The 17,066-nt window shown below is 36.4% G+C and carries 11 protein-coding genes; 1 reads left to right on the top strand and 10 read right to left on the bottom strand.

Annotated elements, in window-relative coordinates:
• Positions 1-27 precede the first annotated feature (27 nt).
• From IGJ37_RS00105 to IGJ37_RS00095, 3 genes are all read right to left on the bottom strand, one after another.
• A complete protein-coding gene (locus IGJ37_RS00105; protein ID WP_002356030.1) occupies positions 28-1,020 on the bottom strand; it encodes a mannose/fructose/sorbose PTS transporter subunit IIA in 993 nt (330 codons plus the stop codon).
• Between the two features lie 234 nt (positions 1,021-1,254).
• Positions 1,255-1,767: a mannose/fructose/sorbose PTS transporter subunit IIB gene (locus IGJ37_RS00100; protein ID WP_002385473.1), complete on the bottom strand. Its 513-nt coding sequence runs from the start codon at positions 1,765-1,767 to the stop codon at positions 1,255-1,257.
• Between the two features lie 201 nt (positions 1,768-1,968).
• The gene (locus IGJ37_RS00095; RefSeq protein WP_002356028.1) at positions 1,969-4,854 is read right to left on the bottom strand and encodes a sigma 54-interacting transcriptional regulator; all 2,886 of its coding nucleotides are present in this window, start codon (positions 4,852-4,854) and stop codon (positions 1,969-1,971) included.
• A gap of 252 nt (positions 4,855-5,106) precedes the next feature.
• On the opposite strand from IGJ37_RS00095, the gene IGJ37_RS00090 reads away from it, so the two are divergent.
• A complete protein-coding gene (locus IGJ37_RS00090) occupies positions 5,107-6,738 on the top strand; it encodes an ABC-F family ATP-binding cassette domain-containing protein (protein WP_325815127.1) in 1,632 nt (543 codons plus the stop codon).
• A gap of 292 nt (positions 6,739-7,030) precedes the next feature.
• On the opposite strand, the gene IGJ37_RS00085 is transcribed toward IGJ37_RS00090, so the two are convergent.
• The 7 genes from IGJ37_RS00085 to rplI all read right to left on the bottom strand — a co-directional run bounded on the left by IGJ37_RS00085 (position 7,031) and on the right by rplI (position 17,062).
• Positions 7,031-7,900: a DegV family protein gene (locus IGJ37_RS00085; protein WP_104866470.1), complete on the bottom strand. Its 870-nt coding sequence runs from the start codon at positions 7,898-7,900 to the stop codon at positions 7,031-7,033.
• A gap of 124 nt (positions 7,901-8,024) precedes the next feature.
• A complete protein-coding gene (locus IGJ37_RS00080) occupies positions 8,025-9,317 on the bottom strand; it encodes an adenylosuccinate synthase (protein ID WP_002359213.1) in 1,293 nt (430 codons plus the stop codon).
• Between the two features lie 237 nt (positions 9,318-9,554).
• Positions 9,555-10,922 carry a replicative DNA helicase gene (gene dnaB / locus IGJ37_RS00075; protein WP_002393102.1) on the bottom strand — a complete coding sequence of 456 codons (1,368 nt, stop codon included), beginning with the start codon at positions 10,920-10,922 and terminating at the stop codon, positions 9,555-9,557.
• A gap of 884 nt (positions 10,923-11,806) precedes the next feature.
• Positions 11,807-12,658, bottom strand: a complete 852-nt coding sequence (locus tag IGJ37_RS00070; RefSeq protein WP_002379837.1) for a PRD domain-containing protein — start codon at positions 12,656-12,658, stop codon at positions 11,807-11,809.
• Between the two features lie 11 nt (positions 12,659-12,669).
• Complete coding sequence (locus IGJ37_RS00065) at positions 12,670-14,124, bottom strand: glycoside hydrolase family 1 protein (RefSeq protein WP_002397045.1); 1,455 nt, start codon at positions 14,122-14,124, stop codon at positions 12,670-12,672.
• Positions 14,111-15,955: a beta-glucoside-specific PTS transporter subunit IIABC gene (locus IGJ37_RS00060; protein ID WP_002379835.1), complete on the bottom strand. Its 1,845-nt coding sequence runs from the start codon at positions 15,953-15,955 to the stop codon at positions 14,111-14,113. Before IGJ37_RS00060 ends, IGJ37_RS00065 begins: the two co-directional genes overlap by 14 nt.
• 654 nt (positions 15,956-16,609) lie before the next feature.
• Positions 16,610-17,062: a 50S ribosomal protein L9 gene (rplI, locus tag IGJ37_RS00055; RefSeq protein WP_002379834.1), complete on the bottom strand. Its 453-nt coding sequence runs from the start codon at positions 17,060-17,062 to the stop codon at positions 16,610-16,612.
• Positions 17,063-17,066: the final 4 nt, after the last annotated feature.

Below are 17,066 nucleotides of genomic sequence, written 5' to 3'. Positions count from 1 at the left end.
CTCCTATTTTGATTTGTATTTGGCGAGTTACGCGTTTGCTAACTCATTTTTTGCTTTTTTCAAAATTTCGTCCATATTCGCTTTTGAATCATTTGGCACTTTACGCACATCAAATTTGATGCCTTTGGCTTTTAATTCATCAAACGTATCAACGTCTTCTTGACCCATTGATAATACTTTGCTTACAACGACTTTTCCAACAGAGTGAGCCATTGAACCAACGTTTACTTCTGGGATTTCTACGCCGCCTTCAACCACTTTTAAGACGTCTTCAGGATTTTCAAATAATAATAATGCTTTTGTATTGCCAAAACGTGGATCTTTCGCTACTTCAATCATTTTACTGATTGGAATAACATTGGCTTTTACTCCTGGAGGAGCTGCTTGTTCGATTAATTTCTTACGTAAGTCATCTTTTGCAACGGCATCAGAAACAACAATAATTCTGTTTGGTTGTGTTGCTTTTGTCCAAGCTGTTGCTACTTGACCATGTAATAAACGTGAATCAATACGTGCTAGCACAAATTTAATTTTGCCATCGCCAACAACTGTACCTGGTGGTAACGAACCTTTTGGCTGTGCATCTTCTGTCGCAGCAGCTTTTGGTGCTTCTGCTGGTTGTAACTCTTCTGGTTTAACTTTGACACCATCTTTTGCTGTTTCAAGAATGTGTGTCGCAATTTCTTGTGCTGATTCCATAGAGAAACGAGAAGCATATGCTTCAATAACCATTGGTAAGTTCATACCTGCAACGATTGCCCATTTGTCTTTATGATCTTCTAACAATGAGTTCGCTTGGTTAAATGGTGTTCCTCCCCATAGGTCAACTAAAAATAGTACTTCGTCTTGATTGTCAAACGATGCAATGGCTTCTTGCATTTTTGCTTTTACATCATCGGGACCTTCGCTAGGCATTAACGTAACTGCTTTTACATTTTCTTGTTCGCCAAAGATCATTGCACCAGATTGCAAGATCCCTTCAGCAAATTCACCGTGACTTGCTAGGATAATTCCTACCATTTTTATACCTCCTGTATAATTGATGTTTTTTTTCATGGTTGTACTGCTAAACGCTTTCACTTTTTGAAAAAAATCAGATAAATCAGATTCTGACAAAAATAAATGAAAAAATTTCAATAGTTCTTGATTTTTTTCAACATCAGCACTTGCCTTTATCAATACAGTTCATGAAGCAATGATGTTGGTCCTAGGCCACCACATCCTTTCAATGTCTTTCGTCTGTAAAAATGAACGTCAGCTGGCGTTATTTTCTTTGCTACGCTCTTTTTTCAGTAAATCCATCAAATTCACTTGGCTGTCTGCTGCGACTTTTCGAATTTCCAATTCAATACCTTGTTCATTTAAAAACAGAAATGCTTTTAAATCGTTGGCATCCACTGCGACTGCATTCGTAATCATTCGCTTGCCTGTACTGAAACTCATTCCGCCAATATTCACAGAAGTTAGTTGTACACCGCCTTCGACCACTCGTTTCACGTCCAAAGGATTAGTGAATAACAACATGGCTCGAAACGAATCAAAACGAGGATCAGGGTAAACATCAATCATTTTTTGAACAGTGATGACATTTACTTTGACACCAGGTGGAGCAGCTTGAACCAACAAGGCTTTTCTCAAATTGTCATGAGCAACGGAATCACTAACCACTAAAATGCGATTAATGTTCGTCAATTTTGCCCAAACAGTTGCTACTTGGCCATGAATTAATCGATCATCAATTCGAGCTAAACGAATATCCATTACCATCGGGAATGCTCCTTTAAATTCATTTTTAAAGGTTAGGACCTTTGTCTTTTTACCTAAAAATTTTAGGTAAAAAGGGACACCTTATTATAAGCAAGTTTCGTGCCAACTTTAGTGTATCGGTTCGAAACCTAGAAAATTATAGGTTTTTTTAAGAAAATAAAAAAACGATACACTAATAAATAGTGTATCGTTTTTTCTGTATTAATCTAGTGTATCAATTTCGGTGATTTTATCTTCGATACACTGAGCATTTTTGACTAACTGTGCGATAAAATAAACTTCTTCTGCTGGAACATCCATATTAAGAGCTTCTTCCATAGTCTCAATTGAGGCCACAATCACTGGATAAATTGGCTCTTGAACCAATCGACCAAGTTCTTTTTCTGAAACCGTCAGTGTATCATTCCGTAAAATACGCTCCAACATGCCCGATGTGTGCATAATCAAATTGATGTAAAATGTATACTCTTCTGGCATCGCTAATTGGGTTTGGATATTTTTAGCGAATGACCACAACAGATCAATGATTTTTTTTCCATTAATGAAAGTGAAACTTTGCTCCATATATTTTAGACAAATTTCTTTTGCTGCCGCTTCGTCCAACGGCTTATTCATTACTTCTTCTTTCCGCTCTGCTAGTAATTGCTGAATAATTTTTTCTGCTTCACCGGAAAAGAAATTTTCCATGGAAATATAAGGAACTCCAATTTTGGGATTGGTAATCCCAGTTGTCGCAATAATTTCATAGTCTTCTTGAATTTTAGGCAAGACTTCTTTCATATTTACAATGGACAAAGGAATCACTTCTAAATGCCAGTCTATTTGTGGCAAGACAGCTTCCTCAATCAGCTCTTTCATTCGGCGCGCAGTTCCTTCTCCAGAAGCGCAGATAGCAATAATTGCTCTTGTTTTCCAATTTTCAATGATTTGTTTCGTTTCACTTTGGCGAATATCGGCATAGCCATGAAAGTTTTTTAAAGACTCGTGAAGTGTTTCCAATTGTGTATCAATTAATGCGGTTTTGCGGGCCGCTTCAAGCACAATTGGCGTAGTCACCATGTCTACTGTCCGCACATCAATGCCTGTCTGGCGTACAATTTCTTCTGAAAACGTACTTAATGAACCCATATCCACTAATAATAGTACGCCATTTTCTTCATTCACTTCACCAACTGCTTCAACGATTTTACGCAAAGCTTCTTTCGGTGGCATATCTAAAGGCATATCCACAGCCTTCAAATTATCAACATTTAACAATTGAGAAACCACTTGTACCATACTGCTAGCGGTACTATTTCCGTGCGCAGCCACGACAATGCCAATCCGGCCAGCCTCAGGATTTTCTCTTAAAGAAATGAGCAAAACAGCTAAATAGTAACTTTCAGATTCAGGAATCTCCATCTGATAACTACTTTCAATAATATTTTTAATTTCTTTTGCTGTTTCAAACTCTGTTGGATAATCTAAAACCATATTTCGAATACTTTCATTTAAAGGATGCTTAGGATCTTTACCTAATTGGATGCGTTTCAAGAAAGAACTAATGTGTAAACTCATTGCATAAATAAAATTGGGTTGAAACGAATACGATAACCGCTTCGCTGCAAAATTATAAATTTTCTTAGTGACATCAATAATTCGTTGGTCAACAATTTCAGCCAATTTATTTTCTGTATCAAAGGTGAATCCATAATCTTTGTAGAAAGATTTTAAATGAACATTGATATCCGTTGTAATAAAATTATTAATTAGTTCTTGGTCCAAGCCGTCTGCTTTTAAGAGAGCCGCTTTATCTCCAATAATCTCATATAGATTGTAAGGCAATTCATAGGCATCTGACTGAATAGCTACTAAAGATTCATTTGGTGATACCACTAATTGCGGTTCCAGATATTTCGATAACTCCGACAATACTTCTCGATTACTGGCAAGTTGCATAATGCCTTCTTTAATATTGTCCGTTAATTCGTCCATCGTAATCATTAATTCCTCTTGTTCCATCTGATTAAGGAACCCTCGCGCAGTCACAAGTTGCACATTCGATTTTAGCTGACCGACATTTCCATAAGAAACACTTCCAATTAACGCTTTGACCACATCTTCTGACAAAGAGATTCGCCGTTGAATCCGCGCTGCTTCCATTGAAACCATCACTTTTAGGAGGTCAATTTTTTCTTTCGCAGGACGGTCACTAAAGTTCGGTAATTGAATGATAATCGGAATGCGTCGCACAAAAGTATTCAATAAAGAAGAAGTAGGATTCTCCGTCGTAGCACAAATAATCCGAACATCCGCATGATGTGATTTCACTGTTTCACCTAAACGCGCGTACACACCGTGATCCATAAAATAAAAAATCATTTCTTGTCCTTCGGGTGGTAACCGATGTACTTCATCTAAAAACAGAATGCTGCCATCTGCTTCATCAATAATCCCTTCTTTCGCTTTCGTAGCGCCTGTGAAGGCCCCTTCTACATACCCAAATAAATGCGACATCAAAAGTTCTGGATTATGCGCATAGTCTGCACAGTTAAACACCACAAACTCTTTTTCTTTGGCCACAATTTGGTTCAGCTTCGCAAATTGAAACATGGCATGAGCAAAATAAGTTTTCCCAGAACCTGTTGGTCCAGTAATTAAACAATTCAAGCCTTTTGGCGGATATAAAATCGCTGCTTTGGCTTGTTCAACCGGCGTTTTCATGCTTCCAGCTGAACCGATAATTTTTTTGAAAATATCTTCAACTTCTGGGGTTTTACTTGTCGTGACTACTGGTTCAACCAATGGTTCGATAAAAGTTTTTGTGGAGTGATCCATTGATTTTTCCCGATAACTTTTAACTGGCTTGGTTAATGGTCGATGCTGAAACGCCACCTGCGCGACATATTTTACTGGTCGACCAGATAATTTTTTCAAGCGCCCTTCACGAACCAGTTGATTCAAATCTTTACTAGCATTGGTCCGCTGAATGTTTAAACGTTCTGAAATTTCTTGTGTCGTGACTCCCGCATCACTTGTTAAGGTCATTGGCGTTAAATTCTTCGTTTGCTCTTTAACATATTGATAGATTTTTTCAATCCGCTTCATTTTTGATGGCTCCTTTAATCGATACACTAATTAATTTACATGATACAGTGTATCATTAAAAAAATACACTAAAAACCCTTTCATGAAAAAAATTTCTGTTTCACATGAAACATTTTAAAAAAGCGCCTTTTTTCTATAAAAAACCCACCTTTTTATTCGTTTCTGTAAAAAGATTGAAACTCCTTGAAAAAAGGTTCTGTAGCCGATATAATGCAGAGAGGTTCAAGAATATATTAAAAGCGAGGAAAACAATTGATTACTGTTAATGATGTAAGTTTACAATTTCCAGATCGTAAACTTTTTGAAGAAGTGAATATTAAATTTACTCCTGGCAACTGTTACGGCTTAATCGGCGCAAACGGTGCAGGAAAATCAACGTTTCTTAAAATTTTATCAGGTGAGATTCAACCGACAACTGGCGTGGTTTCAATGGGTCCTAATGAGCGACTAGCGACGCTGAAACAAAATCACTTTGACTACGAAGACTACACTGTTTTAGAAACTGTAATTATGGGACATAAACGTCTTTACGAAGTAATGAAAGAAAAAGATGCTATCTATATGAAAGAAGATTTTTCAGATGAAGATGGGATTCGTGCCGCAGAACTAGAAGGCGAATTTGCTGAACTTGACGGTTGGGAAGCAGAACCTGAAGCAGCTGTTTTACTCCAAGGGCTAAACATTCCAGAAGAATTACATGATCAAAAAATGAGCGAATTAACAGCTGGTCAAAAAGTCAAAGTATTATTAGCTCAATCTCTTTTTGGCAAACCAGATGTCTTACTATTAGACGAGCCGACAAATGGTTTAGACACTCGCTCAATCAATTGGTTAGAAGAATTTTTAATCAACTTTGAAAATACCGTTATCGTGGTTTCCCATGACCGTCATTTCCTAAACAAAGTCTGCACTCACATGGCAGATTTAGACTTTAGTAAAATCAAACTTTACGTTGGTAACTATGATTTCTGGTTGGAATCAAGCCAACTAGCGACAAAATTGCAAGCACAATCTAATGCCAAAAAAGAAGAACAAATCAAAGAATTACAAGACTTTATCGCTCGTTTTAGCGCCAATGCCTCAAAATCAAAACAAGCAACGTCTCGTAAAAAAATGTTAGATAAAATTACCTTAGATGACATTCAACCTTCCTCTCGTCGTTATCCATTCGTTGGTTTTACACCAGAACGTGAAATCGGCAATGACTTATTACAAGTTGAAAATGTCTCTGTAACGATTGATGGCAAAAAAATCTTAGATAATATCTCGTTCAACTTAACAAAAGATGATAAAGTGGCATTCATCGCTGACTCAGATATTACAACGACTACGTTATTCAAAGTGATTATGGGCGAAATTACTCCCGATACAGGTTCTGTTCGTTGGGGCGTTACAACTAGCCAAGCTTATTTACCAAAAGACAACAGCAAAAACTTTGAAGAGCCATTAACCATTTTAGATTGGTTACGTCAATTTGCTGGTAAAGAAGAAGATGACAATACGTTCTTACGTAGTTTCTTAGGTCGGATGTTATTCTCTGGTGAAGAGGTACTAAAACCAGTCAATGTTCTTTCCGGAGGCGAAAAAGTGCGTGTCATGCTTTCAAAATTAATGCTTTCCAAAGCCAATGTCTTAGTTTTAGATGATCCAACGAATCACTTAGACTTAGAATCAATCACTGCATTAAATGATGGGTTGATGGCTTTCACTGGTTCAATTCTTTTTGCTTCACATGACCACCAATTTATCCAAACATTAGCGAACCGAATTATTGCTGTTTCTGATAAAGGTGTCATTGATCGAGCAGAAACAACCTATGATGAATTCTTGGAAAACCCAGAAATTCAAAAACAAATGGACGTTTTATTCAGTTCAGATTATTAAAAAAATGAGGTCGGGACAGAAGCGTTTAACTCCGAGAAATAAGAAAGAATTTCCGAAAATTGTTCTATAATTTTTGGAGACCAAGTAGGTATTGTTCATCATCGAATCACTACGTTCTTCGTGATTCTCAACAATTTCGGCTTATTTCCGAAGGACCTTCAACTCTTAGAGCTTTAGCTCTTAGAAGTTGTTGAGATCGGAGCAACGCGTAGTGTTGCTTCTGTTCCCGCCGTTTATCAATTTTTAAGCCTGGGACAAAAATCCAAAGTGATTTTTGTCCCAGGCTCATTTTTTATTTTCTTTTTTCACCAAAAGAAAACACAGCAATACAACCTATTCCGGTATGACTAGTAATGGTGGGTCCTAGAGGATAAATCAGTATCTCATTAACCTCTATTTCTTTTTTAATTAATTCTTTGACTTTTTCCGCGTCATCTTTCGTTCCCGCATATGCAATCAACAGTGTTTGTTTCATTGGCTCTACAATGCCTTGAATCGTTTCTTGCGCAATCTTTTGCAAGGACTTGTTTCGTCCACGAGTTTTACCAACGGATGCTAGTTTGCCTGCCGCATCCACGCGAATAATTGGTTTAATGTTCATTAAGCCACCAAGTGCTGCCGCTGTTTTAGAAATCCGTCCGCCACGTTCTAAATGTTTTAAATCATCTACCGTTACCCACGAGTGAAGTTTCATTTTTTGCTCTTCAAGATAGGCAACAACTTCTCCTAATGAATGACCATCTGTTTGTAATCGAATGGCTTCTCGGACTAACATCCCTTGACCTAAGCTAGCTGCTTTTGTATCAATAATATGAATTTCTACATTATCGTACTCTTCTTTTAACATCTCTACTGATTGCAACGCACTTTGATAAGAGCCACTTAACCCAGATGAAAAAGCTAAATAAATCACCGGTAACCCTTGCTCCACAAAAGGACGGAAAAATTCATTGTAGCGTCCTACATTAACTTGAGAGGTAGTGGGCATACTTCCATTTTTAATAGCCGTTAAGAAGTTCTGATAATCAAACGTTTCACCTAAATCATCGCGATATTCTTTCCCGTCAATTTGAATATTCATGCTAATAAAAGGTACTTGGTTTTCTTTTAAGTATGTATACGGCAAGTCACAACAAGAATCTGTCACTAATTGATAATTCACGGACAATTGCCCCCTTCATGTTTTCTTTTATTTTACCATAGTTTTTCATTTTTATATAAAATTAAAAAAGAACGTAAAGGCTGAACTGGCATAAGCCATCCTTTACGTTCCCTTAAAAATCTGCTTAAATTTGTGCCCAAACGCTTTCTAAAACGTTCGTTTGGTTACGGTCTGGACCTACAGAGAATGTTGAAATGCGCACACCAACTAATTCTGAAATCCGATGCACATAGTTACGAGCATTAGCTGGTAAATCAGCTAAAGTTTTGCAACCAGTGATATCTTCAGACCAACCTGGTAATTCTTCATAAACTGGTTTACAGCGGCTTAATTCTTTCAAGCTTGCTGGATAATGATAAATTAATTCACCATCAAGTTCATAAGCTGTACAAATTTTCACCGTTTCTAAACCACTTAACACGTCAATCGAGTTTAATGACAAGTTTGTAATCCCTGATACACGTTTTGAATGACGCATAACTACTGAATCAAACCAGCCGACACGACGCGGACGTCCTGTTGTTGTTCCGTATTCTTTACCGACACGACGAATGGTTTCTCCTGTTTCATCAAATAATTCTGTTGGGAATGGGCCGTCACCGACACGTGAAGTGTACGCTTTGCAGACACCAACCACTTTATTAATTTTTGATGGACCAACGCCACTACCGATAGTTACGCCACCAGCTACTGGATTAGAGGAAGTAACAAATGGATAGGTTCCTTGATCGATATCCAACATGACACCTTGTGCCCCTTCAAATAAAACCCGTTTTCCAGCATCTAATGCATCGTTTAAAATAACCGAAGTATCTGTAACATATTGTTTAATTTGTTGTCCGTATTCATAGTATTCTTCAAAAATATCATCAAATTCAATGGCTTCGCTATCAAACATTTTAACGAATTGACGATTTTTTTCTTCTAAGTTAATTTGCAAACGTTCCGCAAAAATTTCTTTATCCAATAAATCAGCGATACGGATTCCCACCCGTGCTGCTTTATCCATGTAGGCTGGGCCAATTCCTTTAATCGTTGTCCCAATCTTGTTTTCACCTTTCGCATCTTCTTGCAATTGATCCAATTTAATATGATACGGCAAGATGACATGGGCACGATCTGAAATACGTAAATTATCAGTGGCAACATTATTTTCTTTTAAATAAGCTAATTCTTTTACTAAAGATTTTGGATTCACAACTACGCCGTTACCAATTACACTAATTTTTTCTTTATAGAAAATCCCTGAAGGAATTAAATGTAATTTATACGTTACGCCGTCGAATTTAATGGTATGTCCGGCGTTATCTCCGCCTTGGTAACGAGCGATCACTTCTGCGTTTTCACTTAGAAAGTCTGTAATTTTTCCTTTACCTTCGTCGCCCCATTGCGTTCCAACAACTACTACTGATGACATTCGAACACCTCGTTCATAATTTTTTTGTCCTGAATCATTGTACCAGTAAAACCAGTCCCTTTCAAGGGTAAAAATCGAATATTCTTTCACAATCAAAAGCGTTTCTGTCAAAAATACGAACATTTTTAGTTATGTTTTTTTAAAATAATAAAATATACGAATATTGTTCGTGTTTTACTCTCTGATTTTAATCCCTTAATAAGCAAAAAAACGAACTCAAAAAATGAGTTCGTTTTTTTAAAATTCTGTCCTCGGCGAAAGCGAAGAAAATTTATTATATTCTTTAATGAAAAGTAATTCGACCGTTCCACGCGCACCACTACGGTTTTTCTCAATGATAACTTCTACAACATTGTCCACTTCTGGTGGCTCATGATCGCCGTCTTCTCCTTCACCACGATCGTAGTAATCATCACGATAAAGAAAGGCAACGATATCGGCATCTTGCTCAATGGAACCTGACTCACGAATATCACTTAACACAGGACGTTTATCTTGACGTTGTTCCACGCCACGAGAAAGCTGTGACAAAGCGATAACCGGGACTTTTAATTCTTTCGCTAATTTTTTTAATTGACGTGAAATATCAGAAACCTCCTGTTGGCGGTTCTCTTTTCCAGTTCCTTCAATCAATTGTAGGTAGTCGATCAAAATTAGACCTAAGTTGCCTTTTTCTTGTGCTAATTTACGACATTTCGCACGAATTTCGGTAATTTTAATCCCTGGTGTGTCATCAATATAGATATTCGCACGGGACAAACTACCCATCGCAATAATTAAGTTTTGCCATTCTTCTTCAGATAATTGCCCTGTTCTTAAATGGCTGGCCTCAATGGATCCTTCTGCACAAAGCATCCGGTTCACTAATGATTCTGCCCCCATTTCTAAACTAAAAATAGCGACAGCTTTATCTGTTTTGGTGCCGACATTTTGGGCAATATTTAATGCAAAAGCGGTTTTCCCTACCGCTGGACGGGCCGCTAAAATAATTAGCTCTTCCGCTTGCAAGCCGGCAGTCATTTTATCCAATGCTTGATAGCCTGTAGGTAAACCAGTAATCTCTTCATCATTTTGGTATAATTGGTCAATATTCGCAATAGTTGTATTTAGAACATCTGAAATTGATAAAAAGCCACTACGATTCCGCTTTTCGGAGACTTCTAAAATGCTTCGTTCTGCATCATCCAAAATAGATTCAACATCTTCACCTTGCTCAAAGCCTTTAGTTACAATCTCTGTAGCGGTTTGGATTAAGTTGCGCAGCAACGATTTTTGTTCAACAATTTTTGCATAATAAATGACATTGGCAGCTGTCGGTACAGCTAAAGCTAAATCTGACAGATAACTTAGTCCACCAACATCTTCTAACAAATTCTCTTGTTCTAGGCGATCTTTGATTGTTACCACATCAATCGCTTCATTTCGGTCGCTTAAGGTCATCATCGTTTGGAAAATCAACTGATGACTACGACGATAGAAATCTTTAGGTTCCACATATTCCATCGCTTCTATTAGCACATCTGCATCTAAGAAAATAGAACCTAAAACGGCTTGTTCCGCTTCAATATTTTGCGGTGGAACTCTATCTTGTAATATTTCGTTCATGCTGTTCTCTCCCACAAAGTTATAGTCTTTTTATTTTAACACAGCCCTTTAAAAAAGAGTATCTTAGTTAGTTGTAATTTACTAAAAAATTCCACTTAACAATCTAATAAAATGATTCATTATCATTTATACATTAATTACTTTATACATCTGTTATTATTGTTAAAACAATTCCATTTGTTATATAATTTTTATTATAAAAAAATAATCGTTTTCAGATCCTAACCTTTTCAAAGAATTAAGAATTCAAAGGCTGGTTTAAATTATATTTAGGAAAAGGTGGAGAAATAAAGTTATCGCTAAATAGTAATGTGCCTTTCAATCAGTGTTTCCAGTTCAAGAACAGTCAGAGAATCGAATCTACTAGATAAACTGTTAATCCAATTAAAAATAAGAAAGAGCGTGGGACAAAAATCACTTTGGATTTTTGCTCCACTCTCCGCTCAAAAACTGATAAATGGCGGGAACAGAAGCTACAACTCTAAGAGTTGCGATGTTTCACTGTGAAGCATGAGCAGATGAAATCATCGTACCTACTTGGTGAAGGTCCTTTGGAACTTACAAGGATAAAACTTTGACGAGCCTTTGGCGAGAAAACAATAAGCCGAAATTGACTTTCTCACACAAGTGTTCGGCGTATCTTAATCCTTCCAAATGTTGAGAATCACGAAGAACTAAGAAAGTGCTCCTGCGGTTACTCGGTGTATTTGAGCCTTTGGGAGTGTTGAACAGTACCTACTTGGTTCTCGGAGTTAAATACTTCTGTCCCGACCTCATCCGTTTATCTCAAGGTTTAGAGGCTGGTCCATAAGTCATTCCCACTTATGGACCAGCCTCTACCTTACAACTTTTCAATTTAAACCAGTTGTCTCTATATTAGATGATTATCGATTATTCAATTTTTTATTACTCATCAATCGATTAATATGAACTGTTAGATAGGCAACTTCTTCCTTTGTAACTTTATTATCATTTATTATTTCAATGTAGTCCTTTACATTGAAAGCTACTGTTAAAGCCTTTGGATAAAGCTGTGCAATCTGCTCAAAAAGACTAGAATCATTTTCTGTTATCATTTTTCCTTCGTAATATCGCTCTACAAAAAATTTTAGATGGGTAATAAATCTTTGATAATGGACATCTTCTCGGTCAAAATCCATTTTGAGTTCATATTTAACGATATCTGATATCCCACCGACCAATTTTGCATATTCTAATCCTTTACTAGTGGATGAAGCGATAGTTTGTGCATTAATAATATGAAACGCAACGTTGGCCGCTTCTTCTTGAGGAAGTATTTGACCTAATTCTTTTTTTAGCAACTTCAATGCATACTCCCCGACTGAAAATTCGATTGGGTAATAATTTTTGATTTCCCAGAAAACACGGTTTAAGATATTCAAACCATTTTTATGTCGCTCAATAGAAAAATTTAAATGGTCACTCAATGTAAAGAACAAGCTCGTATTCAGTTTCGTATTCAGCAATTTTTCAGCTTTTTTGATAATTTGCTGAGTAATATCAAAATAGACCGCTGGAATTGAATCAAACAAGCGTAAATATTCTTGAATCTGACGATTATCTACAGGAATAAACACACGATTAATCTCTTCATCATCAACCGCTTGTCCGATTTTTCGACTATATCCAATGCCTTTTCCGAAAAAGACATACTCTTTTTTATCTTCGTCGACTGCTAAGATAGTATTAGGATTTAGTATTTTTCTTATAATCATTCTGCATTCTCCTAATCTAAATTTTGACCATTACTCGCAATCACTTGTTGATACCAGTAGAAAGAGTCCTTTTTGGTTCTCTTCAGGGTTCCTTTACCAAGATCATCCTGATCCACATAAATATAGCCATACCGCTTACTCATTTGTGAAGTAGAGACACTGATTAAATCAATCGGTGCCCAACTTGCATAACCGAATAAATCAACGCCTGCCTCCACTGCTTCTAAAATTGCTTTGATATGCTCTCTAAGGTAACTAATACGATAATTATCATGAATTTGACCATCTTCTGCGATTTCGTCCCTTGCACCCATCCCGTTCTCAACAATAATTAATGGCACATTGTAACGATCTTGAAGTTCAATAAGAGAGATTTTTAACCCCATCGGATCAATTTGCCAACCCCAATCAGTTGAAGGAAGATAAGGATTTTTTACACCCATAATCGTATTACCAGATGTTCGCTCTAATGAAGAATCAGATGATTCAGTCCTTGACATGTAATAACTGAAGGCTAAATAGTCCGCCGTATAATCTTTTAATAGTTGATCGTCTTCTTTGGCTTTTTTTATTATAATTCCTTTATTTTTCATTTGTTGTTTATACAAGGCAGGATACTCACCAAAAATCTGAATGTCTGCATGCGCATAATTGTTTAAGTTACTCTCTAAAGAAAGCAAAACATCCTCCGGTTTACAGGTATTCGGATACGTAGTTAATTTCGTCAACATACAACCCATTTGACTTTCTGGAATCTGTTCATGGCACAATTTAGTTGCAATAGCAGCAGCTACATATTGATGATGAAGTGCCTGATATATTGCTTCTTCCAAAGAATAGTCAATACATTTGTCTTCAACAATCCCTGCCGTTGTAAAAGGATGTCGTCCCACGCTATCAATCTCATTAAAAGTTAGCCAATATTTTACATATTCACCAAACTCCTTAAAACAAACTTCCGCATACTTGACAAAAAGATCAATCAATTCACGGGCTACCCAACCATTGTATTTTTCAGATAAAGCCAATGGCATTTCGTAATGAGATAAGGTAACGATTGGTTCAATAGCATATTTCTTTAATTCTTTAAAAACATTTTTATAAAATACTATTCCTTCTGCATTCGGCTCTTCCTCTTCTCCATTCGGAAACAGACGAGTCCAAGCGATAGAAATGCGCAATGTTTTAAATCCCATTTCTGCAAACAATCGAATATCTTCTTTATATCTGTGATAAAAGTCTATTCCTCTTCGTTTGGGATACCATTGTATTTCGGAATCTTCTCTTGCTTGTTCTATCATTTTACTTGTTACGGTATTATGAGCTTTATAATCTTTCACATCAACATTAGGCTTGTATGTTGCTACATCTGCTACAGACATTCCTTTATTATCTATATTCCAAGCACCTTCCACTTGATTTGCAGCAATAGCGCCCCCCCACAAAAAATTACTACGCAATGACATTTTCTTCTATCCCTTCTAATGTAAATATTTTTTCTTCTTTGGTAACCTGCTTATCGCCCAAGATAGTAAGCACAGCATTTTTGGGCTCTGTGATTACAATTATCGTTGTAGAATCAAATCCAGCTTTCTGAATTTCTTCAAGATTAAATTTAATCATTAATTCTCCCTGTCTTACAGCTTGTCCCTCTCTGACGAAGCTTTCAAAATACTTTCCATCTAAATTCACAGTGTCTAAGCCAATATGAAAGAGAATCTCTGTACCATCAACTGTTTGCATTCCTAATGCATGCTTTGTGTTATAAACCATCGTAACTGTGCCAGCGATTGGTGCATATAATTCACCCTTTGTTGGAATGATTGCCACGCCATCTCCCAACATCTTACTTGCAAATACATCATCATTTACCTGTGCCAATGGAATGATTTTTCCTTCAACGGGAGCATTGAAAATTAGTTCATTAGATTTTACATCTTCTTTATTTTTATCACTGATTGGCTCTTTCCAGAGAATAAATACCGATACAAATGAAGCAATAAAAGAAACCACTAAACCGATTACTGCATACATAAGATTATTTGGAAGTGTTTCTGAAATGAACATTGACAAACTAGCTATTCCCGGTCCTACAGCTACATACGCTTCAACACCTAATATGCCCAGCGTTGCGCCACCAATCAAACTACCAAACATTACACCATATAAAACACGCTTATGCAAAATCGTTACACCATATAAAGCTGGCTCAGTAATTCCAAATAAAGCAGAAATTCCAGCAGAAATAGCAGTTGCTTTCAAGCCTTTATCCTTTGAACGAATAGTAACTGCAAAACAAGCCCCAGCCTCTGCGATATTATGTGCTAAAGAGGCTGCATTGTAAATAATTTCTTTGCCTGTCTCGCCTAAGGAAGTGATAACGTAAGGGATCATCGCTTTATGCATACCTGTCACCACCATGAACGGTAAGAAAGCTGCCAGTAAAGCTACAGCAATCCAACCAAACCGTGCAAAGATTGTCATAATCACGCTTGCAAAGGCTTGCCCAAAAGTAAACCCAATCGGACCAAGTACCAGTAATGTTAATGGTACTACAATTAATAAAGACATCATAGGAACAAAGAAACTTCTAATTACCTTAGGGCTGATTTTGGTGAAGAATTTCTCTAAAAACGAGTAACTAATCACACATAAAATAGCTGGAAAAACTTGATATGCATAATTGATATTCTGAATGGGAAATCCTGCCAAATTAGTTCCTTCTGTAATCATAGCTGTCAATCCAGGTAGTAGTAGCCCACCAACAGCAGATACTGCTACTAAACTATTCACCTTTAATTTATTCGCAGTAGTTATTGCAACGAGTAACGGTAAAAAGTATAAGGGTGCATCACCGACAAAGGTCAAAATCTGATAAGTAGACGTTGTTTTATCCAATAAACCAATCAAGTTTAACAGCATCAACAACGATTTTAAAATTCCTCCACCTGCAATGGCCGGGATCAGCGGCTGAAAAATACTAATCACAAAATCTACTATAAACGATTGCCAATTTTGCTTTTTCTTCGGGCTCATATTTTTGTCCATTTTAACACCCGAAAGTAATTTTTCCACTTCTTGATATACTTCAATAACTGCACTGCCAATAATTACTTGGGTTTGCATAGTCTGAGTGACACCTAAAACACCTGGAATATTTTTTATCGCTTCTTTATCTACTTTACTGTCATCAACCAATGTAAATCTTAGTCGGGTTGAACAGTGTTCCAAGTGAGAAACATTCTGCGCCCCTCCAACATTTTTTAAGATCTCTTCTGCTACTATTTTTTCTTCCATTTTTTCGCCTCCATTTTTTTAACAAAAAAAACCGAATTAAATCATCCCCTTTTAGAGGGATAGATTCAACTCGGTTATGCCTACTATTATGTAGTAACACGCCTAATATTTTGTTAGCTCAAGTATAGGGCATTTTTATGAAAGCGTCAACACTTTTTTTGCACTTATCAAAGAAAATCTTTTAATACTAACTTAAATACTATAAAAAACATATATAATAAAATAAGAATTCTACTCTTTAAAATAAACAGTGATAAGAATGAGGATATTAAGTGTAGAATATCATTAATAAATTATTCAAATTATTTGTAAAAGTAATAATCGATTGGTGAAAGCTAGTCGGTGTTTTTATGGAAAGCATCATTCATAATACTGAGTAGGGTTATAGCCTAGTTTCATTTAGCTGAACTGGAATAGCTTGTTTTCATAGGCTAATTCTTCTTATGTTCACATTTTTAAGTTGAAAGGAAATCTCTTGTTTATAAAAAGTTTTGCTAGCATTGGATATCCTCATCATCATCCTGTTGATAAACTTCTACTACTTGTTTCTTGAAAGAATAAACTATTTTTGCTAATTTAAATACGCTCCCGAAGTCAGATTTTGAAGATTAACTTTGGGAGCGTATTTAAATTAAAAGTAGGAACTTTTATATTTTATTCACTAATAACATGAACCTTAATTTTCGCTGTAACTTCATGATGTAGTTTGACTGGTACGTTAGTGTAACCTAGAGAACGAATTGGGTTGGCTAATTCGATTTTGCGTTTATCCAATTTTACATTGTATTGTTTGTTTAAGGCTTCTGCAATTTGTTTTGAAGGAATTGAGCCAAATAAACGGCTGTCTTCTCCAGCTTTTGCCTTGATCTCTACAACAGTCTTTTCATCTTCTAAAAAGGCTTGCATTTCTTTTGCTTGTGCTAAAACTTCTGCTTCATGTTTTTCTTGGGCTTTCTTTTGACCCGCTAACGCACTCATGCTCCCTTTATTGGCTTCTTTCGCATAACCATTTTTAATTAAAAAGTTTTGGGCGTAACCAGTTGGCACTTCTTTTACGTCCCCTTTTTTTCCTTTTCCTTTAACGTCTTGTAAAAAAATGACTTTCATTTCC

The sequence above is a fragment of the Enterococcus sp. AZ104 genome, assembly GCF_050546705.1.
GTDB lineage: Bacteria > Bacillota > Bacilli > Lactobacillales > Enterococcaceae > Enterococcus > Enterococcus faecalis.
This window is presented reverse-complemented; position numbering and strand designations above follow the sequence as displayed.

Bases quoted from the DNA above. Each gene is read 5' to 3' on its own strand.
- IGJ37_RS00105 (WP_002356030.1), bottom strand. From the start codon at position 1,020: ATGGTAGGAATTATCCTAGCAAGTCACGGTGAATTTGCTGAAGGGATC.
- IGJ37_RS00100 (WP_002385473.1), bottom strand. From the start codon at position 1,767: ATGGTAATGGATATTCGTTTAGCTCGAATTGATGATCGATTAATTCAT.
- IGJ37_RS00095 (WP_002356028.1), bottom strand. From the start codon at position 4,854: ATGAAGCGGATTGAAAAAATCTATCAATATGTTAAAGAGCAAACGAAG.
- IGJ37_RS00080 (WP_002359213.1), bottom strand. From the start codon at position 9,317: ATGTCATCAGTAGTAGTTGTTGGAACGCAATGGGGCGACGAAGGTAAA.
- dnaB (WP_002393102.1), bottom strand. From the start codon at position 10,922: ATGAACGAAATATTACAAGATAGAGTTCCACCGCAAAATATTGAAGCG.
- IGJ37_RS00070 (WP_002379837.1), bottom strand. From the start codon at position 12,658: ATGATTATAAGAAAAATACTAAATCCTAATACTATCTTAGCAGTCGAC.
- IGJ37_RS00065 (WP_002397045.1), bottom strand. From the start codon at position 14,124: ATGTCATTGCGTAGTAATTTTTTGTGGGGGGGCGCTATTGCTGCAAAT.
- IGJ37_RS00060 (WP_002379835.1), bottom strand. From the start codon at position 15,955: ATGGAAGAAAAAATAGTAGCAGAAGAGATCTTAAAAAATGTTGGAGGG.
- rplI (WP_002379834.1), bottom strand. From the start codon at position 17,062: ATGAAAGTCATTTTTTTACAAGACGTTAAAGGAAAAGGAAAAAAAGGG.